Raw genomic sequence first — 20,649 nt, 5'->3', positions numbered from 1 at the left:
GCGGGCTCACGTGGGGGTGGGCGCGGGATGGGTGCCTGGTGAACGTAGGTGGAGTGGTCTAGTCAGGTCAATGTGTGTGCGGAGTATTCGGCACGGTCGGCTTCGTCGGGGGCGTCGGCCGGCGCAGGTCATTCAACTCGCTCCGGACGACGGGGTTTTCACCTGGGAGTCGAATGGGGCGCGGGCGAGGCCACCGCCGGGCTCCTCGTCCTGTCCGTCGTCGAAGCGCTCGCGGTGATCGGGCTCGCGGCCCAAGTCGTCCTCTGCACGCGGCCGTTCGGTGCTACTGCCCCTTGACCCACCGGTACTGCAACTCCGGCCGCCCCACCGTCCCGTACTGCGGACTCCGCGCCGCGCGTCCCGCGTCGACGAGATGCTCCAGGTACCGGCGAGCCGTGATCCGCGAGATGCCGACCACCTCCGCGAGGCCCGTCGCCGTCAGCCCCTCCGCGCAGTCCCGCAGCGCCACCGTCACCCGCTCGAGCGTCGGCGCGCTCAACCCCTTCGGCAGCGCCGCCGGCCCCGGCGCCCGCAGGGTCGCCAGTGCCCGGTCCACCTCGTCCTGACCGCTCGCTTCCCCCGCCGCGGCGTGGAACTCGGCGTACCGCACGAGCCGGTCCCGCAGTGTGGCGAACGTGAACGGCTTCAGCACGTACTGCACGACCCCCAGCGACACCCCCTCCCGCACCACCGTCAGATCCCGCGCCGACGTCACCGCGATCACGTCCGCCTGATGCCCCGCCGCCCGCAGCGACCGCGCGAACTGCAAGCCGTGCACATCCGGCAGATGCAGGTCCAGCAGGAGCAGGTCAACCGGCGTCCGGTCCAGCAGCCTCCGCGCCTCCGCGCCCGTGTGCGCCTTGCCGACCGCGACGAAACCCGGCACCCGGCCCACGTACATCACATGCGCGTCCGCGGCGACCGGGTCGTCCTCCACGACCAGGACGCGGATCGGCTGTGGCTGGGTCGTCATGCGTCGCCTCCGGATGCGGTGCCTTGCGCAGCACGCCGGTCTTCCGCCGGGACGGCGGCTGTCGTCGACGCATCTTCGACCATGACCCCGGCCGCCGCACCCCCGGCACCCCCGGCACCCCGCAACGGCACCCGCACCTCGAACTCCGCCCCACCCCCGGCCGCCTCCGCGACCGACAGCGTTCCGTCGTGCCGGCTCACCGCCTGCCGTACGAGGGCCAGGCCCAGGCCGCGCCCGCCCGGCCCGGCCGGCTTCGTCGAGAAGCCCCGCTGGAACACCGTCTCGGCATGGGCCGGGTCGACCCCGGCCCCCGTGTCCGCGACCCGCAGGACCAGTTCCGAGCCGGCGGTGTACGCCGTCACGGTCACCTTCGCCCGCACACTTCCCTGCGCCGCGTCCACCGCGTTGTCGATCAGGTTGCCGAGGATCGTCACCAGGTCACGGGCGGGGAGGGACGCCGGCAGCAAGCCGTCGTCCAGACGGCTGTCCTGCGATACCACCAGCTCCACACCCCGCTCGTTGGCCTGTGCCGTCTTCCCCAGCAGCAGCGCGGCCAGCACCGGTTCGCTCACCGCCGCGACCACCTGGTCGGTCAGCGCCTGTGCCAGTTCCAACTCCGCCGTCGCGAAGTCCACCGCCTCCTCCGACCGGCCCAGCTCGATCAGGGAGACCACCGTGTGGAGGCGGTTGGCGGCCTCGTGCGCCTGCGACCGCAGCGCCTGTGTGAAACCGCGCTCCGAGTCCAACTCGCCCATCACCGACTGGAGTTCCGTCACGTCCCGGAGCGTCACGACCGTCCCTCGCCGCTCGCCCCCCGACACCGGTGACGTGTTGACCACCAGCACCCGGTCCGCCGCCAGATGCACCTCGTCCACCCTCGGCTCCGACGCCAGCAGCGCGCCCGTCAGCGGCGCGGGCAGGCCCAGTTCCGCCACCGAGCGGCCGACCACGTCCCCCTCCGCGGCGAACCCCAGCAGCTCCCTTCCGCCGTCGTTGATCAACGCCACCCGGAACTGGCCGTCCAGCATCAGCAGCCCCTCGCGCACGGCGTGCAGCGCGGCCTGGTGGTAGTCGTGCATCCGGCTGAGCTCGGCCGCGTTCATGTTGTGGGTGTGGCGGCGGAGGCGGGCGTTTATGGCGTACGTGCCGATCGCGCCCAGGGCGAGGGCGCCCGCCGCGACGCCGAGCAGGGCCGTGAGCTGACCCTGCACCCGCTTGCTGATCGCCTCGACCTTGATGCCGGCGCTGACCAGGCCGATGACCTTGCCGTCCTCCGTGATCGGGGTCACCGCGCGGACCGAGCGGCCGAGGGTGCCGGTGTAGGTCTCGGTGAAGGACTCGCCGGCCACGGCGGGGGCGATCCGGCCGAGGAACTTCTTGCCGATCTCCGTCTGCGTGGGGTGGGTCCAGCGGATGCCGTGCGTGTTCATGATCGTGACGAAGTCGACGTCCGCGTCGCGCATCACGCGGAGCGCGTACGGCTGGAGCCGTGCCGAGGGGTCGGGGGTGTGGATCGCCGCCCGGACGGAGGGCGAGTCCGCGACCGCGCCCGCCACCGCCATGGCCTGCCGGCCCGCCGCCTCCTCGGCCTGGCTGCGGTCGCTGACGTACGTGAACAGCGCGTACCCGGCCACGAGCACCGCTATCAGCACGGCCTGCATGGCGAAGAGCTGGCCGGCGAGGCTGCGGGGCCGGGGGACGGGAATGCGCATGTCGTCAGTGTGCCTCCCTGGTTAAGCGTGAACTAAATGAACGGAAGGGTGACCGCCCTCACAGGGCAGGAGATAGTCACCGCATTCCTCAATCAGCCCGGACGTGAGCCGCACGCCGGTCATCCCGACGAAGACGTCAAGGAGGGCAGCCGTGGCCGCCAGCACCCCCGCAGCACCCGATACGACACCCAAGATCAAGGTCAAGAAGGACCGGACCCACTATCTCTACATCGCGGTGATCGTCGCGGTCGCCCTCGGCATCGTCGTCGGCATGGCCGCGCCGGACTTCGCCGTCGAGCTGAAGCCGATCGGTACCGGCTTCGTGAACCTGATCAAGATGATGATCTCGCCGATCATCTTCTGCACGATCGTCCTGGGCATCGGCTCGGTACGGAAGGCCGCCAAGGTCGGCGCCGTCGGCGGTATCGCCCTCGTCTACTTCATGATCATGTCGCTGGTCGCGCTGGGCATCGGCCTGATCGTCGGCAACATCCTCGACCCGGGCAGCGGGCTCGCGGTGACCGACGCCGTCAAGGACGTCGGCCAGGCCCAGGTGGACGCGGAGGCCAAGGACACCACCGAGTTCCTGCTCGGCATCATCCCGACCACCTTCGTCTCCGCCTTCACCGAGGGCGAGGTCCTCCAGACCCTGCTCATCGCCCTGCTCTGCGGCTTCGCCCTCCAGGCCATGGGCCCCGCCGGGCAGCCGATCCTGCGCGGTGTCGAGCACATCCAGCGGCTCGTCTTCCGGGTCCTCGCCATGGTGATGTGGGCCGCCCCCATCGGCGCCTTCGGTGCCATCGCGGCCGTGGTCGGATCGGCCGGTGTCGACGCCCTGAAGGACCTCGCACTGCTGATGGTCGGCTTCTACATCACCTGCTTCCTGTTCGTCTTCATCGTGCTCGGCGCGCTGCTGCGGGTGATCGCGGGCCTCAACATCCTCAAGCTCTTCAAGTACCTGGGCCGTGAGTTCCTGCTGATCCTGTCCACCTCCTCCTCCGAGTCCGCGCTGCCGCGGCTCATCGCGAAGATGGAGCACATGGGCGTCAGCAAGCCCGTCGTCGGCATCACCGTCCCGACCGGCTACTCCTTCAACCTCGACGGCACCATGATCTACATGACCATGGCCTCGCTGTTCATCGCCGACGCCATGGGTACGCCGATGTCGATCGGTGAGCAGATCCCGCTGCTGCTGTTCCTCTTCGTCGCCTCCAAGGGCGCCGCCGGTGTCACCGGTGCCGGTCTGGCCACGCTCGCCGGCGGCCTCCAGTCGCACAAGCCCGCCCTGGTGGACGGCCTCGGCCTCATCGTCGGCATCGACCGCTTCATGAGCGAGGCCCGCGCCCTCACCAACTTCGCGGGCAACGCCGTTGCCACGGTGCTGATCGGTACCTGGACCAAGGAGATCGACCGCGCCCGGGTCGACCAGGTGCTCGCCGGTGAGCTGCCCTTCGACGAGAAGACGCTGCTGGACGAGGACGGCGCGGGCGACGGTCACGGCGCTCACGCGGGCGTGCCGGAGCAGGGCGGCGAGAAGGAGCTGGCGAAAGCCTGAGCCCGAGGGCGTAAGCCCACAGACTCCGGGCGGCTGAGCAGCTCCCCCGTCGCTCAGCCGCCCGGCACCGCCACCACCAGGGCCGTCGGTGCACGGGAACTCACCGAACTCTTACCCGGCCCCACTAGCCTGCCGCGCCTGCCCCCTACCGGCGCGGCAGGCTTGTTCGGTGTGCGTGGAGGGCGCGGGGGATGACGATCGACTGGGACCGGCGGACGTGCGCGCGGCGCGGACATGTGACGTACGCGCCGGACGACCCCCGGCTGCGTATCCGGCTGCACGCCGACACCGCCCTCGGCGAGGTCTGGCGCTGTCTGCGCTGCGGCGACTTCGTGCTCGGCGAGCCGCACGGCTCGGGTCCGGCCGCGGAGGCGCCCCTCGTGCCGCGCGGCAAGGTGCTGCGCGACCTGTTCGTCCTGCGTTTCCTCGCCGTCGAGCGGGCCGTGCGCGGCGTGTTCATCGTGCTGGTCGCGGCGGCCGTGTGGAAGTTCAGCAACTCCCAGGACGCGGTACGCCGGCTCTTCGACGAGTACCTCGACGTCTTCCGCCCCGTCTTCAGGCACTTCCACTACGACCTGGACCACTCACCGGTCGTCGGTACCATCCAGAAGACCTTCGGGTACCACCACGACACCCTGGTCCTGGTGGCCGGCCTGCTGCTGGCCTACGCGCTGATCGAGCTCGTCGAGGCGGTCGGCCTCTGGTACGCCAAGCGCTGGGCGGAGTATCTGACGGTCGTCGCCACGGCCGCCTTCCTGCCCCTGGAGATCTACGAACTCACCGAGCACATCAGCTGGTTGAAGATCGCCACTCTGGTGCTGAACATCCTCGCCGTCCTGTACATCCTGCTGACCAAGCGGCTGTTCGGACTGCGCGGCGGCCACCGCGCCTTCGAGGCGGAACGCCGGAGCGCGTCACTGCTGGAGGTCGAGGAGGCCGCGAAGGTGCCCGCCCGGACTGTCTAGGCCCACGGGTCGGTGATCTCCCGCAGCAGCGACAGGGCCTCGCGCAACTGCTTCATCCGGCGCCTGCCGAGGTGTTCCTCCCACTCCTTCTCCACCTCGGCCACCACCCCGTCGGCCACCTCCTTGGCCGCCCGCGCCTTCTCCGCCCCGCACACCAGCCGGGCCCGCTTGTCCGTCGGGTCCGGTATCCGGGTCACATAGCCCGCCTTCTCCAGCTGGTCGACCAGGAAGCCCGCGGTCTGCTTGGTGATCTGGGCCTGCTCGGCCAGCTCGGTCAGCCGCGTGCCGTGCGGGCCGATGCGCTGCATGACCCGGGCCTGGGCGGGCGTGAAGTCGTCGAAACCGGCCTCGGCGAGCGCGGCGAAGACACGGTTCTCCAGGGCCCGGTACGGGAGGAACAGCAGCACGCCCGTGTTGAGCTCGCTCTCCGTCGGCATCGTCGACGCTCCCTCGGTATCGCCGGTATGGCTGGTATCGCTTGACAGTGGTCAGAGGCTCTGACTAATTTGGTCAGAGAAGCTTACCACTTGAGTGGGTGGTTCCCATGGGTGTCATGCTGGAGACCGGCGAGTTGTGGCAGGTCGTCGACCGCGAGCGCGCGAGCCTCGCCGACCTGCTGGAGAGCCTGAGCGCCGAGGAGTGGGAGACGCCCACCCGCTGCGGGGACTGGCGGGTGCGGGACGTGGCCGCCCATCTGACCCTCGCCGCGCGCATCACATGGGGACAGGCCCTGCGGGAGATGGTCCGGGCCCGTGGCGACTGGAACCGGATGATCCATGACACGGCCGTCCGCGAAGCCGCGGCGCCTGTCGAGGCTGTCGTCGGGCATCTGCGGTCGGTCATCGGCTCCCGGCGCCTCGCCCCCATGACCTCACCGCACGAACCCCTGCTCGACCTCCTCGTCCACGGCCAGGACATCGCCCTCGCGCTGAGCCGGGAGCGGGCGGTGTCGCCGACCGCCGCCCGCTCCGCCGCCGAGCGCGTGTGGACCATGCGGTTCCCGCCCCGCCCCTGGCCCCTGCCGAAGGCGCGGCTCGTCGCCACCGACATCGAGTGGACGAGGGGGGAGGGCGCCGAGATCAGCGGTCCCGTCCGCGCACTGCTGCTCCTGCTGACAGGGCGCACGGAGGCGGCGGCGCCATGGCTCGACGGGGCCGTGCCGAAGGCTGGTTGAGCCCCGACCGACCCCTTCGGTCCTGGTCGGCTCACCAGTCGTCGTCGACGTCGAAGTTCGCGTCGATCGGCGTACCGTCGTCCAGGAACGCCGCCACCAGGTACGTGCCGGCGGAGACGAGCCGGGTGTAGAGCCGCTCCGCGAGCTGCCAGCTCTCCACGTCGTAGGCTTCCGGCGGCTCCGGCCCGCGCTTGCAGCCCGTCGGTGTCCAGACCGTAGCTGATGGCCCGCAGGCCGGGCGCGGTGGCGGCCTCCAGCGTCTCGACCTGCAGCACCTGCCGGAAGCCTTCCGGAGTCGCCGTCAGGATGAGGTTGACGTCCGGCCGGACGTCCTCGTAGACCGCCCGGGCCCCGTCCAGCCGTGGCTCGGGAAGGGTTCCCGGCCAGCCGAGGGACACCGACCGGCCGGCGTCGCCGATGGTCACCAGGTCCGCGCCGGAGCCACCGCCGGAGAACGACGTCCCGACAGCGGCGGCCCGCGGCCCCACCGAGCCGTCCGCCCGCTTCACCAGCGTCGCGTCCGGCCGGACCCAGCCACCGTCCGCGGCGGCGACCCGGACCGGGACGATCGACTTCTCCAAGGTGAGCGTGCTGCCGTCGGGGTTGGCGAACACCGTGTCCTGTTCGGTGCGTTCCTCGACGACCTCCACCCGTTCACCGGTGGCCGCGGCCTCGGCGATGGCCTTCTCGGAGGCGGTCGGTGCGGCGGCGTCCGACGGCGCGGCGCTTGCCCGGCCGGCGGCGAGCGGCATCCCTGGCACCAGGGTCAGCGCCAGTGCCAGCGTGACTCCGGCACCCGCCAAGCGCGCCGCGCGCCCTCGGGTCGGTCTCATGAGGGTCTCCATCTGAGCGTGAAAACGAGCATGGGAATAAGGCGTGTGTTCGATTGCGCGAGAAGGGGCGGCGTGAGGGTCTAAGTGAAAACGGCTATCGGATGGGCGCCTGTAACCGGACGCGCCGCAACGGCTTGAACAATGGACCCCCGTATGCACCCTGCTGATGCACCCCACCCCTGACGTGCTTGGATGCAGAGTAAATGGCAAACACATGACAAAAACACGGCAAATTCACAGATCCCGCCACTTCATGCGAGGATCCGGAGCCGACCGTTCACATCGAGGGAAGAGCGCATGCGTATCACCACCGCGGGCAGGGCCGTACGGATGGCCGCCGTGGCCGCAGGGGCGGTGCTCGTCACCGGATGCGGCAGCGAGACCGCGCCCTCCGCCGACGCTTCGACGGCGGTGACTTCACCGGCGGCGTTCGGGCAGAAGACGGTACGGGCGGACCTCGACGCGGCGCTCGAGGCTGCCGGACTCCCGGAAGGGAAGACGGAGATGGGCTACCCCGCCGCCGACCGTCTGACCGGGCAACGGTCCGTGGCGGAGCGGCAGAAGCTGGCCGCCCTCGCCGAACGGCTGTCACCGTGCGTGGTCTCCTGGAAGTCCTCCGAGCCGCGCCGGCGACTGGACCTCGTGCTCTCCGGGCTTGAGGCGCGGGGCTGGAAAAAGGGCGAACCGTACAAGGAAGTGCCGATGACCGGGAGCAGCACGTACTTCATAGCCACGTACAAGAAGCAGGGCTGGACCCTTGGTGTGCGACACATCAGCACGGAGGCCCGGGACCGGTCCCAGGTCATGGTCACGGAAGACACCTGCTTCGCCCAAGTCACCAACGAAGAGCGTGACCTTGTCGAAGCGTGGTGACCTTGGTTCCGCCCGGCTGACTTCTCCCGCCCTTTTCCGGCCCCTTCGCGATCGCTTGCCCGAAATGCTTTGACCCGCCGACGCGTGGGGGCCCAGGCTGAGGAGCCACGAAGGGCACGGCCACGGCGCATGGAGGCGGACAGGGTATGGCGGAACCGGGCAAGGTCACGGTGGAGATCCTCGGCACCGACGAGTACGAGGCCAAGTACGGCGAGAGCCGCGAACCCTCGGCCCTCTCGATCGACCGCATCAACGAGCTCTTCCACGAGTTCCTCATGGCCGTCGCCCGCCCCCGGCGCGCCGACCCCGACGGCAGCCGCGACCTCGCCAAACGCCTCCGCGACCACCTCGGCTCGGCACCCACGGACCGCCCGGTGGTCAAGGCGGCGTACGCCTCCTTCGACCTGCCCAACGTCCATCTCGCCCTGGAGCGCTGGTTCGCCGCCGGCGGCCGGACTTACGAGCTGATCGGCATGCGCGGCGCCCAGCACCACGGCGACCTCACCCTCGGCGACATCATCGACGCCGCCGACCGCTACGACCGCTTCGTGGTCGGCGCCGTCGACTACGCCCAGCTCCCCGTCTCCCCGGACGCCGAACTGGCCTGCGTCTCCTGCGGTTTCTACCTTGGCACCGACGGCGACGAGCGGTTCGCCGTACTCCTGCGCGGCCCGCAGGACGAGTACGGGCGCAACAAGGTCGAGGTCGAAGTCCTGGCCACCGAGAAGGAGTTCGCGGACCGGCTGCTCGCCGAGGTCGACGCGCTCGTGCGCGAGCACAACATCTTCCGCGGGCAGGTGCTCTCCTTCGAGGGCTCCGAGTTCGGCCACGGCCTCGGCCCGTTCCGCTTCCACCGCCGCCCCGGCCTGACCCGCGACGACATCGTGCTGCCCACCGGCCTGCTGGAACGGGTCGAACGCCAGGTCGTGGGCGTGGCCCGGCGCCGCGACCAACTGCGCGCGGCCGGTCAGCACCTGCGCCGCGGCCTGCTGCTGTACGGGCCGCCCGGCACCGGCAAGACCCACACCATCCGCTATCTCCTCTCCCACCTCCCGCAGTTCACCGTGGTGATCCTGTCCGGCGAGAGCATCGAGGCCATCGGCCCGGCGTGCGCCCTGGCCCGGATGCTCCAGCCCGCCCTCGTCGTGCTGGAGGACTGCGACCTGATCGCCGAGGCCCGCGACTACGGCGGCGGCGAACAGCCCCTGCTCTTCCAGGTGCTGAACGAGATGGACGGCCTCGGTGACGACGCCGACGTGACCTTCCTCCTCACCACCAACCGCGCCGACCTGCTGGAACCCGCCCTCGTCCAGCGCCCGGGCCGCGTCGACCTCGCCGTCGAGATCCCCCTCCCGGACGCCGAGGGCCGCGCCCGCCTCCTCGGCCTCTACGGCGGCGGCCTCGGCCTCGGTCAGGAGATCGCCGACGAGGTCGTGGCCCGGACCGACGGCACGACCGCCTCGTTCACCAAGGAGCTCGTACGACGGTCCGTGCTCATCGCCGCCGAGCGCGAGTCGGCGCGCACCGAGGCAGCGGACGTCCGCGAGGCCCTCGACGAGCTGCTGTCCGACCGCGACCGGCTGACCCGGCGGCTGCTGGGAGTTCAGGGCGCGAGGGACATCGAGGACGAGGACTGGACGCTGGAGGAAGACCCGGCGGACTGACCGGGAGGCTCCAGTCGCGCCAGCTCCGCCCCGCTCAGCACCAGCTCCGCCGCCCCCGCCGAGTCCCGGATCGTCTCCGGACGGCTCGCCCCCGGGATCGGGATCACGGCCGGGGAGGTCGCCAGCAGCCAGGCCAGACAGACCTGTTGGACGCTGACCCCGCGCTCGGCCGCGATCGCGTGGAAGGCGCCGAACCGCGAGGTGCCCGCAAGGGCCGACGGCCCGTCCAGCGCGCTGCGCGACAGGCCGCCGAGCGGGCTCCACGGCAGGAAGGCGAGCCCCAGTTCCGTGCAGAGTCGCAGCTCGGCCTCGCTGTCCCTGACCTCCGGCGAGTACCGGTTCTGCACGGAGACCAGCCGGTCGCCGAGGAGGGCGCGGGCCGTACGGATCTGCGCCACGTCCGCGTTGGAGACACCGGCCAGCCGGATCTTGCCCTCGTCGAGCAGTTCGCGCAGTGCGCCGACCGATTCCTCGAAGGGGACCCGGGGATCGGGCTTGTGCAGCTGGTAGAGGCCGATGGCGTCGACGCCGAGCCGCCGCAGGGAGCCCTCGGCGGCCCGCTTCAGATGGCGGGGGTCGCCGTTCACCGTCCAGCTGCCGTCGGACGGCCGGCCCCGGCCGCCCTTGGTGGCCACCAGCACCTCGTCGCCGGTGCCGGACAGGGCGCGGGCCAGCAGCAGTTCGTTGTGGCCGGGGTCGGCGCCGGGGAGATGGTAGGAGTCCGCGGTGTCGAAGAGGGTCACCCCCGCGTCCAGCGCCGCCCGCACGGTCGCCAGGGCGCGCTTCTCGTCCGGCCGGCCCTCGATGGACAGCGGCATCGCGCCGAGTCCGACGGCGCTCACCCTCAGGTCGCCGAGTCTGCGGTAGCGCATGTCAGTCGCCGTCCTTCCCGAGGGTCTCCGCCACGGCCGCCGGCAGCCACTCCGGGGCCGCGTGGAAGGCGAAACCGAGCCGTGCGGCACGGGAGTTGTCCATGCCGTAGGAGCGGAAGAAGGCGAACGGCGAGACCTCGCCGACCTCGACGAGCCGGAACACGACCTTGCCCTCGGGAAGGTGTGCGGCCACTGCCGCGCACAGTTCCTCCGTGGTCAGCGTGCCGTGGGAGGCCGCGTTGACCGGGCCCGTGAAGTCCTCGCCCACCGTCCAGGCCAGGAAGTCGGCGATCTCCTCGACGTGGATGTAGGTGGCGGGCTGGTTGGAGAAGGGGACCGCGATGGGTTCCCCGGTCCGGATGCGGGAGGCGTAGTGCTCCAGACGTCCGGTGAAGTCGTCGTCCCCGCCCAGCACATGGGCCACGCGCACGGCCACGTGGGGAAAGCCGGGGCCGGCCGCGAACACCGCCTCCGCCTGCCGCTTGCCCTCCCCGTAGTGGGAGACGAGGAACTCCGGGTCGTCCCAGGGCAGTTCGAGATCGACGGGCACCGTCAGCGGGTCGACGGCGTCCTCCCGTACCGGTGTGACGGAGTCCTCGTACTCGTACACCTCGACCGTCGACGTCATCACATAGCGGCCGGTGCGGCCGGTGAACACGCGGCGGGCCACGGCCGCCTGGCGCGGGGTGTAGCAGACCTGGTCGACGACGACGTCGAAGGTGCGCTCACCGAGCGCCGCCAGGAGGGACTCCTCGTCATCGCGGTCGGCGACGAGATGCGTCGTGCCCGGCGGCGCGGCCGACGAGCCGCGATTGAGGACCGTCACCCGGTCCCCGGCGGCCAGCAGCCGGGATATCAGTCGCTTTCCGAAATAGCGGTTGCCGCCGATGACCAGTACCTCTCGGGCCTTTTCCATGACCATAATTCTCCTGCCGTACCACCACGTCCTGAAGGGGGAACCATGGGAGTTCAGGCCGCCGCGCCGAAAGAACCTCGGCAGCTGCGCGCCGCCACCAGCGAAACGTCGGTGGCCTTCGACGCGCTGGACCGGGACATCCTCCAGCTGCTCCAGACCGACGGGCGGATCAAGCTGAGCGAGCTCGGGCGCCGGGTGCGGCTGAGCCCGGCGGCCGTCACCGAGCGGGTGCGGCGGCTGGAGGCGGCGGGCGTGATCAGCGGGTACGGCGCCCACGTCGTCCCGGCGCGGCTCGGCTACGGCATCCAGGCGTTCATCCGGGTCAACCCGCACGGCGGCTACAACCTCAAGCACCCCAGGACCCTGGAGCTGATCCAGCGCCCGGAGATCATCGAGGTGCACCACGCGGTCGGCGAGGACTGCTGGATCCTCAAGGTCGCCGTCCGGGACACCGTCCACCTGGAGGAGGTCCTGGAGCAGGTCTCCGCGCTCGGGCGCACCACGACCTCGATCGTGCTCACCTCACCGGTGGAGCGGAAACCGCTGTTGCCTTGACGTCGGCGTCAAGGATTACGGTCGGGGCATGCGAATCGGCGAGCTGGCCGCTCGGGCCGGGACCACGACCCGGACGCTGCGGTACTACGAATCACGCGGGCTGCTGCCCGCCCGGCGGGGCGGCAACGGATACCGGACGTACGACGAGGGCGATCTGAAGCTGCTGCGGCAGATCCGCACGCTTCAGGATTTCGGGTTCGACCTGGAGGAGACCCGGCCCTTCGTGGAGTGCCTCCAGGCCGGGCATCCGGAGGGGGACACCTGCCCGGCCTCGCTGGACGTCTACCGGCGCAAGCTCGCGGAACTGGACGAGCTGATCGGCGAGCTCCAGGCGGTACGGGCGCAGATCGGCGTACGGCTGGCCACGGCCGGGAGCGAGGCGCCCCGGTGTGAACTGGGAGGGCATGAGCTGTGACGGATGTGACGGATGTGAGGGACGTGACGGACGCGGACTTCGCGGCCGAGGTGATCGGCTCCGAGCTGCCGGTGCTGGTGGAGTTCACGGCGGACTGGTGCCCGCCGTGCCGGCAGATGGGGCCGGTGCTGCGCGCCCTCGCCGCCGAGGAGGCCGGCCGCCTCAAGGTGGTGCAGCTGAACGTGGACCACAATCCGACGACCACGAACGCCTACAAGGTGCTGTCGATGCCCACGTTCATGGTCTTCCGCGGCGGTGAGCCGGTGAAGGCCATGGTGGGGGCCCGGCCCAAGCGGCGGCTGCTGGAGGAAATCGCCGACGTGCTCTGACGCCGTGCACGGCCTCGCATACGAAGAAATCCCCCGGGCAATTGCGCCCGGGGGATTTCCTTGCGTATATTGAGTGATTCGCGACTTCAACGGGGTGGAGTCGCAAGGAGATTCACTAGAGGCATCTTATCCGGGCGGGAGTCAAATTGTCAAACGCCGATTTTGAATTGCGGCGCGAGCAGGAATTCATCGACGACCTGTACGCACGCGTGGACGCTCTGCGCGGCGACACCGAGACATCCGTCACGGACGCGCTCGCCCAGGGCAACACGCCCATGCAGGCCCGCCTGGAGCGGGACATCCTGGTCGCCGAGCGCTCGGGGCTGCTCGCCGCGCTCAACGCGGTGGACGGCTCCCTCTGCTTCGGCCGGATCGACCTCACCTCGGGCACCACCCACCACATCGGCCGCATCGGCCTGCGCACCGACGACGCCGAACGCACCCCGGTCCTCATCGACTGGCGTGCCGACGTCGCCCGGCCCTTCTACCTGGCCACCGGCCACACCCCCATGGGCCTGCGCCGCCGCCGGCACCTCACCACCGAGGGCCGCACGGTCACCGCCCTGCACGACGAGATCCTCGACCTCGGCGACCAGGAGCGCACCGGCCACGAGGACCCCACCGGCGACGCCGTGCTGCTCGCCGCGCTGGACGCCGCCCGCACCGGCCGGATGCACGACATCGTGCAGACCATCCAGGCCGAGCAGGACGAGATCATCCGCGCCCCGCACCGCGGCGTGCTGGTGGTCGAGGGCGGCCCGGGCACCGGCAAGACCGCCGTCGCCCTGCACCGCGCCGCCTACCTGCTCTACGAACACCGGGAACTGCTCGCCAAGCGGGCCGTGCTCATCGTCGGCCCCAACCCGGCCTTCCTCGGCTACATCGGCGAGGTGCTGCCCGCGCTCGGCGAGACCGGGGTGCTGCTCGCGACGGTCGGCGAGCTGTTCCCCGGCGTGAAGGCGACGGCCGCCGACACCCGCGCGGCGGCCGCCGTGAAGGGGCGCGCCGACATGGCGGACGTCCTCGCCGCCGTCGTACGCGACTGGCAGGCGCTGCCCGACCCGGTGATCGCGATCGAGCACGACCGGGAGGTCCTGATGCTCGACGACGGGCTGGTGAAGATGGCGCGGGAGCGGACCCGGGCCGCGCGGCTGCCGCACAACGTGGCGCGCGAGCACTTCGAGGGCCACATCCTCAACACCCTCACCGAGCTGTACGCCGAACGCGTCGGCACCGACCCCTACGACGGCAGCAGCCTCCTCGACGCCAGCGACGTCACCCAGATCCGCGACGAACTCGCCGAGAACCCCGAAGTGTGGGCGGCCATCGACCAGTTGTGGCCGCGGCTGACCCCGCAGCGGCTGGTCGCGGACTTCCTCGCCGACCCCGTCGGCTACCTCCCCGACGAGGACGCGGCCGCCATCCACCGCCCGGTGACCCGGAGTTGGACGGTGGCGGACGTACCGCTGCTCGACGAGGCGGCCGAACTCCTCGGTGTGGACGAGCGGGTGGCGCGGGCCCGGGCCGAGCGCGAGCGGGAGACGCAGGTGGCTTATGCGCAGGGCGTCCTCGACGTGTCGTACGCGTCCCGTACCTACGAGTTCGAGGACATCGACGACGAGGACTCCGAGGTGCTGTCGGCGCACGACATCATCGACGCCGAACGCTTCGCCGAGCGGCAGGAGGAGGACGACCACCGCAGCGCCGCCGAACGCGCGGCGGCCGACCGGACCTGGGCGTTCGGGCACATCATCGTCGACGAGGCGCAGGAGCTGTCGCCGATGGCGTGGCGGCTGCTCATGCGGCGCAGCCCGACCCGCTCGATGACCCTGGTCGGCGACCCGGCCCAGACGGCGGAGGCGGCGGGCGTCGGGTCGTGGGAGCAGATCCTCGAACCGTATGTGGCGGACCGCTTCGAGCACACCCGCCTCGGCGTCAACTACCGCACGCCCGCCGAGATCATGGACCTCGCGGCGGCCGTCGTACGGGCCGAGAACCCGGACTTCGAACCGCCGAGCTCGATCCGTTCGACGGGGGTACGGCCCTGGGTCCGCGCCACCGACGACCTGCCCGGCGCCGTCGCCAAGGCGGTGGAGGAGCTGACCCCCGCCGAGGGCCGGCTCGCGGTCATCGCCCCGCGCCATCTGCACCGCAAGCTCGCGGCCCGGCTGGACGGAGTGACGGCGGGCGCCGAACCCGACCTCACACGGACCGTCGTACTCCTCGATCCGCGGCAGTCCAAGGGGCTGGAGTTCGACTCCGTGCTGGTGGTCGAGCCGGGGCTGTACGGGACCAGCGACCTGTATGTGGCCCTGACCCGGGCGACGCAGCGGCTGGGGGTGCTGCACACCGGGCGGCTGCCCAGGGCGCTGGCCGCTCAGGAGGTCGGGGTCGCCGTGGGCGAGTAGGCCGGGTGCAGGGACGGGGCGAGGGGCTCCAGGGAGGTGCACAGGGCGGTCGGGAAGTCCGGCTCCCTCTCCCGCACGGCCCGGCAGCCCCCTGTCGCGGTCCGGAAGAACGGCTTCCAGCCCGCCTCCTCGGCCTTGTAGAACCAGCGGTCGCCCAGACGGGGCGCGCACGCGTCGTTCCCCGGGTCGCCGCAGACCGGGCCGGTGGGCCAGGAGATGTCCAGGACCAGCCACTTGCCGTCGCAGTGCTCCGCGTCGCGGTAGGTGTGCGCGGGCGCGTCGACCGCCTGCACCGCCTGCTCGTAGGAGCCGGTGGTGCAGCCGGTGGCCGGCGGGGTGCAGCCCAGGTCACCGCAGAGCCGCAGGGCGGGCAGGGCGGCGCCGTCGGCGGTGAAGACGGCGGCGGGGTAGCCGACCGCCAGCTCGCGCTCTCCCAGCGGTTCGGGGAGCTTGACCCGGGCCTTCGCCGTGGCGGACTCCGTGCAGCCGGAGCGCCGGTCCCCGGACGGCGAGGTGAAGGTGACCTGGACCTGCACGGTGTTCGCGCCGGGCGCGGTGAGTTCCGCCTTGAGGTCGCGCACACACGGATGCGGGCCGCTGGGCACGTCCACGGCGATGGTCACCGTGCGTCGATCGCTGCCGAGTTCCGCGCCGTCGATCTGACTGCGCGTGGGCGCCGACAGCGTCCACGGGAGCGCCGTGGCCGACGGGGTGGGGTCGCCCTGGCCGGCCACCTGAGTCCCGCACGCGCCGAGAAGCAGGACGGCGAGCGTGCAGAGCAGGGCGGCCACGGCCGCCCCGCGCGCACCTCCGGATCGCATGAGCCCTCAACTCCCCCGTGGCACACGGACATCGACCCGGATCACTCTAGAGAGCGCCGCTCCCGGCTACGCGGGCCGTAGCCAGACCGTTGCCAGCGGCGGCAGCGTCAGCTGGATGCTGGCCCGGCGGCCGTGCCAGGGGTTTCCCTCCGGCTTCACGGCGTCGGGGTTGGTGACGTCGCCGCCGCCGTACTTGCCCAGGTCGGTGTTGAGGGTCTCGTGCCAGGCAGGGATGTCGTCGGGGACGCCCAGGCGGTAGTCGTGGCGGACCACGGGGGCGAAGTTGGAGACCGACAGCAGCGGGCCGCCCTCGGCGTCGTAGCGCAGGAACGCGAAGACGTTGTCGTCCGCCGCGTCGCCCACGATCCACTGGAAGCCGTCGGGGGTGGTGTCCCGCTGCCACAGCGCCGGCGTGTGGCGGTAGACGGTGTTGAGGTCCCGGACCAGGTCCCGCACGCCCCGGTGGTCCGGCTCCGCACCGTAGGCCGGGTCCAGCAGCCACCAGTCGGGGCCGTGGGCCTCGGACCACTCCGCGCCCTGGGCGAACTCCTGTCCCATGAAGAGGAGTTGCTTGCCGGGGTGGGCCCACATGAAGCCGAGGTAGGCCCGGTGGGTGGCGCGCTGCTGCCACCAGTCGCCCGGCATCTTCGACACCAGGGACCGCTTGCCGTGCACCACCTCGTCGTGCGAGATGGGCAGCACGTAGTTCTCGCTGTAGGCGTAGACCATCGAGAAGGTCATCTCGTGGTGGTGGTACTTGCGGTGGATCGGCTCGTGCTGGACGTAGTCGAGCGAGTCGTGCATCCAGCCCATGTTCCACTTCAGCCCGAAACCGAGCCCGCCGAAGCCGCCCGGGCCGATGTGGTGGGTGGCGCGGGTGACGCCGTCCCAGGCCGTGGACTCCTCGGCGATGGTGACCACGCCCGGCACCCGCCGGTACACGGTCGCGTTCATCTCCTGGAGGAACGCCACCGCGTCCAGGTTCTCCCGGCCGCCGTGCTCGTTCGGCAGCCACTGGCCCGGCTCGCGCGAGTAGTCCAGGTAGAGCATCGACGCCACCGCGTCCACCCGCAGCCCGTCGATGTGGAACTCCTCGCACCAGTAGAGGGCGTTGGCGACCAGGAAGTTGCGCACCTCGCGGCGGCCGAAGTCGAACTCCAGGGTCCCCCAGTCGGGGTGGGCGGAGCGCAACGGGTCCTCGTGCTCGTACAGGGGCCGCCCGTCGAACTCGGCCAACGCCCAGTCGTCGCGCGGGAAATGGGCCGGCACCCAGTCCATCAGGACGCCGATCCCGGCCTGGTGCAGGGCGTCGACGAGGTACTTGAAGTCGTCGGGCGTGCCGAGGCGGGCGGTCGGGGCGTAGAAGCCGGTGACCTGGTAGCCCCAGGAACCGCCGAAGGGGTGCTCGGCGACCGGCATCAGCTCGACGTGCGTGAAGCCCAGGTCCTTGACGTACGGTGGCAGCTGTTCCGCCAGCTGGCGGTAGGTCAGTCCGGGCCGCCAGGACGGCAGATGGACCTCGTACACCGAGAACGGCGCCTCGTGCGCCGGCCTGTCCGCGCGGTGTTCGAGCCACGCCGCGTCCTGCCACTCGTGGTGCGATGTGTGCACGATGGACGAGGTGTCGGGCGGGGCCTGGGTGCGGCGGGCCAGCGGGTCGGCGCGCAGCGTCTTCGAACCGTCCGGGCGCGTGATCGCGAACTTGTACAGCTCGCCCTCGCCGATGCCGGGCACGAACAGCTCCCAGACGCCGGAGCCGCCGAGCGAGCGCATCGGATGGCCGGTGCCGTCCCAGAAGTTGAAGGTGCCGGCCAGGCTGACGCCGCGGGCGTTGGGCGCCCACACCGTGAAGCGGGTGCCGGTCACGCCCTGGTGGGTCATGGGCCGGGCACCGAGCGCCGTCCACAGCTGCTCGTGCCGCCCCTCGCCGATCAGATGCAGGTCGAGCTCGCCGAGGGCGGGGAGGAAGGCGTACGCGTCCTCGGTCTCCTGCTCGGTGCCCTCGTACGCCACGATCAGCCGGTAGGCCGGGACCTCGCGCAGCGGGAGGAGACCGCTGAAGAACCCGTCCCCGTCGTCGTGCAGCTCGGCCCGCAGGGTCTCGGTGAGGACGGTGACGGACAGGGCGTACGGCCGGAAGGCGCGGAAGGCGATACCGCCGGGTACGGGGTGGGCGCCGAGGACCGAGTGCGGGTCGTGGTGGGTGGCGGAGAGGAGCCGGGCACGGTCGTCGGGGCCGAGGGCGGCGACGGCTGGGGACACGGGGGCCGGTGCCTCCGGCGGCTGGACGGGGGCGGTGACCTTCTTGGCGGTGATCTTCTTGGCCGTGCCCTTCTTGGCCGTGCTCTTCTTCGCGGGAGTCTTCTTGACGGCGGCCGTCTTCTTCGGCGCGGCCGGCTTCTCCGCCGTGGCCTTCTTCGCCGTCGCCTTCTTGACCGCTGCCTTCTTGACCGCTGCCTTCTCCACCGTTGTTTTCTCCACGGCCGCTTTCTTCACCGCTGCCTTCTTCACCGCGGCTTTCTTCGCTGTCGCTTTCTTCTTCGGATCCGATCCGCTGGGCGTGGGCGGAGTCACGGGGGAGCCTCCTCGGCGAACGTGAAGAACGTGACGTCAGAACAGGTCGGATGCGGCGTACCGCTCGATCGCCGCCATCGGCACGGGCAGCCAGTCCGGGCGGTGCCTGGCCTCGTAGACGACCTCGTAGATCGCCTTGTCCGTCTCGTACGCGCGCAGCAGCACGGGGTCCGTGCGCGGGTCGACGCCCGCGATCTCGGCGTACCCGGAGCAGAACGCGGCCCGGCAGGCGTGTGCCCAGCCCGGTGCCGGCGGGTCGGTCGAGAGCGCGGCGTAGTCGAAGGAGCGCAGCATCCCGGCCACGTCCCGCTCCACCGGCTGCGGCAGCCGCCGCTCGGACAGCGGCTTCGCCGGCTCGCCCTCGAAGTCGATCAGCGACCACTGCCCGCCGGGCGAGCGCAGACACTGGCCGAGATGCAGATCGCCGTGCACGCGTTGCGCGGTCCAGGTCCGGCCCTCCGAGGCCAGGTCGGCCAGCGCGGTGAACGCCGAGTACAGCCCGGGGGCGTACGACCGCAGCGCCGGGACCGCCTGCACGGCCGCGTCCAGCCGCTCGATCATGCCGTCCACCAGCAACTGCACCTGGGTGTGGCCCAGGGTCACCGTGGGCAGGGCCCGGGCGAGTGCCGTGTGCACCTCGGCGGTGGCCCGCCCCAGCGCCCGCGCCTCCGCCGCGAAGTCCTCGCCCTTGGCCAGCTCCCGCAGCGCCAGCTCCCAGCCGTCCGCCGCGCCCTTGACGAAGGGCTGGAGCACGCCGAGGACGTACGGCTCCTCGTCGAGGTCGGCGAGCAGCCACGCCGTCGGTGCGGGCACCCGGGGGCAGCCCTCGCGGGCCAGCGCCAGCGGCAGCTCCAGGTCGGGGTTGACGCCGGGCACGATCCGGCGGAGCAGCTTGAGGATGAACGTATCGCCATAGACGATCGACGAGTTCGACTGCTCGGCGGTCACCACGCGGGGCACCAGACCGGACCGGATCTCCTGGCGCCGGTCCCGTTCGAAGCGCAGCCCGCCGATCCGGGCCTGGGAGCGCAGCGCCTCCAGGAGCAGTTCGGCGGGCCGGGGGTCGTACAGGGCCTCGTACACCGTGCGTCCGGCGAGCGGGCCCTCTGCCAGATGTCCGATCAGCGCGGGCGCGAGATGGGGCGGCAGCGCCTCGCGCGCGCCTATGAGCAACTGGTAGCAGTCGCCCGCCGTCATGGGCTGGTGGGCGCGCACCAGCAGGTGGTACAGGCCCAGCTTGCCGTCGGCCGGGAGCAGTTCGGTGGCCGCGACCAGCGAGAACCCGGTGACCGGACGGCCCTTGCCCGCGAACCAGCGCTGCCGCGGCAGCCACTCCCGCAGCAGTGGATCAAGTGACGCAAGCAGGGCGGGACTTGTCGTGGCAGTGCGGGTGACGGCTTCCGACATGGCGTCGCGTCCTTTCCCCGGGGGGTCGGGGTGTTACTGATGCGTGCCCAGGGCGGGGCGGGAGAAACCGGGAACCCGGGGAACCGGTGACCGCCCCGCCCGGGCTCTCAGGCGGCTTCCTTGCGGAGCCGGAACCAGTAGAAGCCGTGTCCCGCCAGCGTCAGCAGGTACGGCAGTTCGCCGATGGCCGGGAAGCGCACCCCGCCGAACAGCTCGACCGGGTGGCGCCCGTTGAACGTGCTCAGGTCCAGCTCCGTCGGCTGCGCGAAGCGGGAGAAGTTGTGCACGCACAGCACGAGGTCGTCCTCGTACTCCCGCAGGAACGCGATCACCGCCGGGTTCGACGACTGGAGTTCGGTGTAGGAGCCGAGTCCGAACGCCGGGTTCTGCTTGCGGATCTCGATCATGCGGCGGGTCCAGTGCAGCAGCGACGAGGGCGACGACATCGACGCCTCGACGTTGGTGACCTGGTAGCCGTAGACCGGGTCCATGATGGTCGGCAGGTAGAGCCGGCCGGGGTCACAGGAGGAAAAACCTGCGTTGCGGTCGGGTGTCCACTGCATCGGGGTGCGGACGGCGTCGCGGTCGCCGAGCCAGATGTTG

At 71.2% G+C, this 20,649-nt stretch carries 20 protein-coding genes; 10 read left to right on the top strand and 10 right to left on the bottom strand.

The window, feature by feature from the left end:
- Positions 1 to 283: 283 nt before the first annotated feature.
- Complete coding sequence (locus DI272_RS15850) at positions 284 to 973, bottom strand: response regulator (RefSeq protein ID WP_109495998.1); 690 nt, start codon at positions 971 to 973, stop codon at positions 284 to 286.
- Complete coding sequence (locus DI272_RS15845; RefSeq protein WP_109495997.1) at positions 970 to 2,685, bottom strand: sensor histidine kinase; 1,716 nt, start codon at positions 2,683 to 2,685, stop codon at positions 970 to 972. The genes DI272_RS15850 and DI272_RS15845 overlap by 4 nt, the downstream gene beginning before the upstream one ends.
- A 151-nt stretch (positions 2,686 to 2,836) precedes the next feature.
- On the opposite strand from DI272_RS15845, the gene DI272_RS15840 reads away from it, so the two are divergent.
- Together DI272_RS15840 and DI272_RS15835 are read left to right on the top strand one after the other, a co-directional pair.
- Entirely contained in the window at positions 2,837 to 4,240 is a 1,404-nt protein-coding gene (locus DI272_RS15840) for a cation:dicarboxylate symporter family transporter (protein WP_109495996.1), read from the top strand.
- A 191-nt stretch (positions 4,241 to 4,431) separates the two neighbouring features.
- Positions 4,432 to 5,205, top strand: a complete 774-nt coding sequence (locus DI272_RS15835) for a DUF2127 domain-containing protein (RefSeq protein WP_109495995.1) — start codon at positions 4,432 to 4,434, stop codon at positions 5,203 to 5,205.
- On the opposite strand, the gene DI272_RS15830 is transcribed toward DI272_RS15835, so the two are convergent.
- Entirely contained in the window at positions 5,202 to 5,642 is a 441-nt protein-coding gene (locus DI272_RS15830; protein ID WP_109495994.1) for a MarR family winged helix-turn-helix transcriptional regulator, read from the bottom strand. The genes DI272_RS15835 and DI272_RS15830 overlap by 4 nt on opposite strands.
- 116 nt (positions 5,643 to 5,758) lie before the next feature.
- Between DI272_RS15830 and DI272_RS15825 the strand changes: the two genes are divergently transcribed.
- Positions 5,759 to 6,379, top strand: a complete 621-nt coding sequence (locus tag DI272_RS15825; RefSeq protein ID WP_109500860.1) for a maleylpyruvate isomerase family mycothiol-dependent enzyme — start codon at positions 5,759 to 5,761, stop codon at positions 6,377 to 6,379.
- Between the two features lie 31 nt (positions 6,380 to 6,410).
- On the opposite strand, the gene DI272_RS45310 is transcribed toward DI272_RS15825, so the two are convergent.
- Positions 6,411 to 6,539 carry a hypothetical protein gene (locus tag DI272_RS45310; protein ID WP_258314575.1) on the bottom strand — a complete coding sequence of 43 codons (129 nt, stop codon included), beginning with the start codon at positions 6,537 to 6,539 and terminating at the stop codon, positions 6,411 to 6,413.
- 257 nt (positions 6,540 to 6,796) lie between these two features.
- On the opposite strand from DI272_RS45310, the gene DI272_RS44510 reads away from it, so the two are divergent.
- The 3 genes from DI272_RS44510 (at position 6,797) to DI272_RS15810 (ending at position 9,749) form a co-directional block, all read left to right on the top strand.
- Positions 6,797 to 7,228 carry a hypothetical protein gene (locus tag DI272_RS44510; protein WP_181387201.1) on the top strand — a complete coding sequence of 144 codons (432 nt, stop codon included), beginning with the start codon at positions 6,797 to 6,799 and terminating at the stop codon, positions 7,226 to 7,228.
- A gap of 281 nt (positions 7,229 to 7,509) precedes the next feature.
- Positions 7,510 to 8,085, top strand: coding sequence for a hypothetical protein (locus tag DI272_RS15815; protein WP_109495993.1), 576 nt, complete (start codon positions 7,510 to 7,512; stop codon positions 8,083 to 8,085).
- 146 nt (positions 8,086 to 8,231) lie between these two features.
- Positions 8,232 to 9,749 carry an ATP-binding protein gene (locus DI272_RS15810; RefSeq protein ID WP_109495992.1) on the top strand — a complete coding sequence of 506 codons (1,518 nt, stop codon included), beginning with the start codon at positions 8,232 to 8,234 and terminating at the stop codon, positions 9,747 to 9,749.
- Here DI272_RS15810 and DI272_RS15805 read toward each other — a convergent pair.
- The gene (locus DI272_RS15805) at positions 9,689 to 10,621 is read right to left on the bottom strand and encodes an aldo/keto reductase (protein ID WP_109495991.1); all 933 of its coding nucleotides are present in this window, start codon (positions 10,619 to 10,621) and stop codon (positions 9,689 to 9,691) included. The genes DI272_RS15810 and DI272_RS15805 overlap by 61 nt on opposite strands.
- Position 10,622: 1 nt before the next feature.
- A complete protein-coding gene (locus DI272_RS15800; RefSeq protein WP_375138042.1) occupies positions 10,623 to 11,537 on the bottom strand; it encodes an NAD-dependent epimerase/dehydratase family protein in 915 nt (304 codons plus the stop codon).
- A 45-nt stretch (positions 11,538 to 11,582) separates the two neighbouring features.
- On the opposite strand from DI272_RS15800, the gene DI272_RS15795 reads away from it, so the two are divergent.
- The 4 genes from DI272_RS15795 to DI272_RS15780 all read left to right on the top strand — a co-directional run bounded on the left by DI272_RS15795 (position 11,583) and on the right by DI272_RS15780 (position 15,244).
- Positions 11,583 to 12,092 (top strand): Lrp/AsnC family transcriptional regulator, encoded by a 510-nt coding sequence (locus tag DI272_RS15795; RefSeq protein WP_258314574.1) that lies wholly within the window; start codon positions 11,583 to 11,585, stop codon positions 12,090 to 12,092.
- Positions 12,093 to 12,120: 28 nt separating this feature from the next.
- Positions 12,121 to 12,507, top strand: a complete 387-nt coding sequence (locus DI272_RS15790) for a MerR family transcriptional regulator (RefSeq protein WP_109495988.1) — start codon at positions 12,121 to 12,123, stop codon at positions 12,505 to 12,507.
- 14 nt (positions 12,508 to 12,521) lie between these two features.
- Complete coding sequence (locus tag DI272_RS15785) at positions 12,522 to 12,836, top strand: co-chaperone YbbN (RefSeq protein WP_109500859.1); 315 nt, start codon at positions 12,522 to 12,524, stop codon at positions 12,834 to 12,836.
- Positions 12,837 to 13,003: 167 nt separating this feature from the next.
- A complete protein-coding gene (locus tag DI272_RS15780) occupies positions 13,004 to 15,244 on the top strand; it encodes a UvrD-helicase domain-containing protein (protein WP_109495987.1) in 2,241 nt (746 codons plus the stop codon).
- Here the strand turns inward: DI272_RS15780 and DI272_RS15775 are convergent.
- From DI272_RS15775 to DI272_RS15760, 4 genes are all read right to left on the bottom strand, one after another.
- Positions 15,214 to 16,065 carry a hypothetical protein gene (locus DI272_RS15775; RefSeq protein WP_181387200.1) on the bottom strand — a complete coding sequence of 284 codons (852 nt, stop codon included), beginning with the start codon at positions 16,063 to 16,065 and terminating at the stop codon, positions 15,214 to 15,216. The two genes, DI272_RS15780 and DI272_RS15775, sit on opposite strands and share 31 nt — an antisense overlap.
- Positions 16,066 to 16,131: 66 nt before the next feature.
- Positions 16,132 to 18,639 carry a 1,4-alpha-glucan branching enzyme gene (glgB, locus tag DI272_RS15770; protein ID WP_109495986.1) on the bottom strand — a complete coding sequence of 836 codons (2,508 nt, stop codon included), beginning with the start codon at positions 18,637 to 18,639 and terminating at the stop codon, positions 16,132 to 16,134.
- Between the two features lie 36 nt (positions 18,640 to 18,675).
- Entirely contained in the window at positions 18,676 to 20,046 is a 1,371-nt protein-coding gene (locus DI272_RS15765; protein WP_109495985.1) for a maltokinase, read from the bottom strand.
- A 107-nt stretch (positions 20,047 to 20,153) separates the two neighbouring features.
- Positions 20,154 to 20,649: alpha-glucosidase C-terminal domain-containing protein (locus DI272_RS15760; RefSeq protein WP_109495984.1), on the bottom strand; the 496-nt coding region annotated here is incomplete at its 5' end.

This window comes from Streptomyces sp. Act143, assembly GCF_003143935.1.
In the GTDB taxonomy this organism is placed as follows: domain Bacteria; phylum Actinomycetota; class Actinomycetes; order Streptomycetales; family Streptomycetaceae; genus Streptomyces.
The sequence above is the reverse complement of the archived record's forward strand: the minus strand, read 5'-3'. Positions and strand labels throughout refer to the sequence as shown.

What these genes read in the sequence shown, in the direction of transcription:
- DI272_RS15850 (WP_109495998.1), bottom strand. Translation starts at nt 973, where the DNA reads ATGACGACCCAGCCACAGCCGATCCGCGTCCTGGTCGTGGAGGACGAC.
- DI272_RS15845 (WP_109495997.1), bottom strand. Translation starts at nt 2,685, where the DNA reads ATGCGCATTCCCGTCCCCCGGCCCCGCAGCCTCGCCGGCCAGCTCTTC.
- DI272_RS15835 (WP_109495995.1), top strand. Translation starts at nt 4,432, where the DNA reads ATGACGATCGACTGGGACCGGCGGACGTGCGCGCGGCGCGGACATGTG.
- DI272_RS15830 (WP_109495994.1), bottom strand. Translation starts at nt 5,642, where the DNA reads ATGCCGACGGAGAGCGAGCTCAACACGGGCGTGCTGCTGTTCCTCCCG.
- DI272_RS15825 (WP_109500860.1), top strand. Translation starts at nt 5,759, where the DNA reads ATGCTGGAGACCGGCGAGTTGTGGCAGGTCGTCGACCGCGAGCGCGCG.
- DI272_RS44510 (WP_181387201.1), top strand. Translation starts at nt 6,797, where the DNA reads ATGGTCACCAGGTCCGCGCCGGAGCCACCGCCGGAGAACGACGTCCCG.
- DI272_RS15815 (WP_109495993.1), top strand. Translation starts at nt 7,510, where the DNA reads ATGCGTATCACCACCGCGGGCAGGGCCGTACGGATGGCCGCCGTGGCC.
- DI272_RS15810 (WP_109495992.1), top strand. Translation starts at nt 8,232, where the DNA reads ATGGCGGAACCGGGCAAGGTCACGGTGGAGATCCTCGGCACCGACGAG.
- DI272_RS15805 (WP_109495991.1), bottom strand. Translation starts at nt 10,621, where the DNA reads ATGCGCTACCGCAGACTCGGCGACCTGAGGGTGAGCGCCGTCGGACTC.
- DI272_RS15800 (WP_375138042.1), bottom strand. Translation starts at nt 11,537, where the DNA reads ATGGAAAAGGCCCGAGAGGTACTGGTCATCGGCGGCAACCGCTATTTC.
- DI272_RS15795 (WP_258314574.1), top strand. Translation starts at nt 11,583, where the DNA reads ATGGGAGTTCAGGCCGCCGCGCCGAAAGAACCTCGGCAGCTGCGCGCC.
- DI272_RS15790 (WP_109495988.1), top strand. Translation starts at nt 12,121, where the DNA reads ATGCGAATCGGCGAGCTGGCCGCTCGGGCCGGGACCACGACCCGGACG.
- DI272_RS15775 (WP_181387200.1), bottom strand. Translation starts at nt 16,065, where the DNA reads ATGCGATCCGGAGGTGCGCGCGGGGCGGCCGTGGCCGCCCTGCTCTGC.
- DI272_RS15765 (WP_109495985.1), bottom strand. Translation starts at nt 20,046, where the DNA reads ATGTCGGAAGCCGTCACCCGCACTGCCACGACAAGTCCCGCCCTGCTT.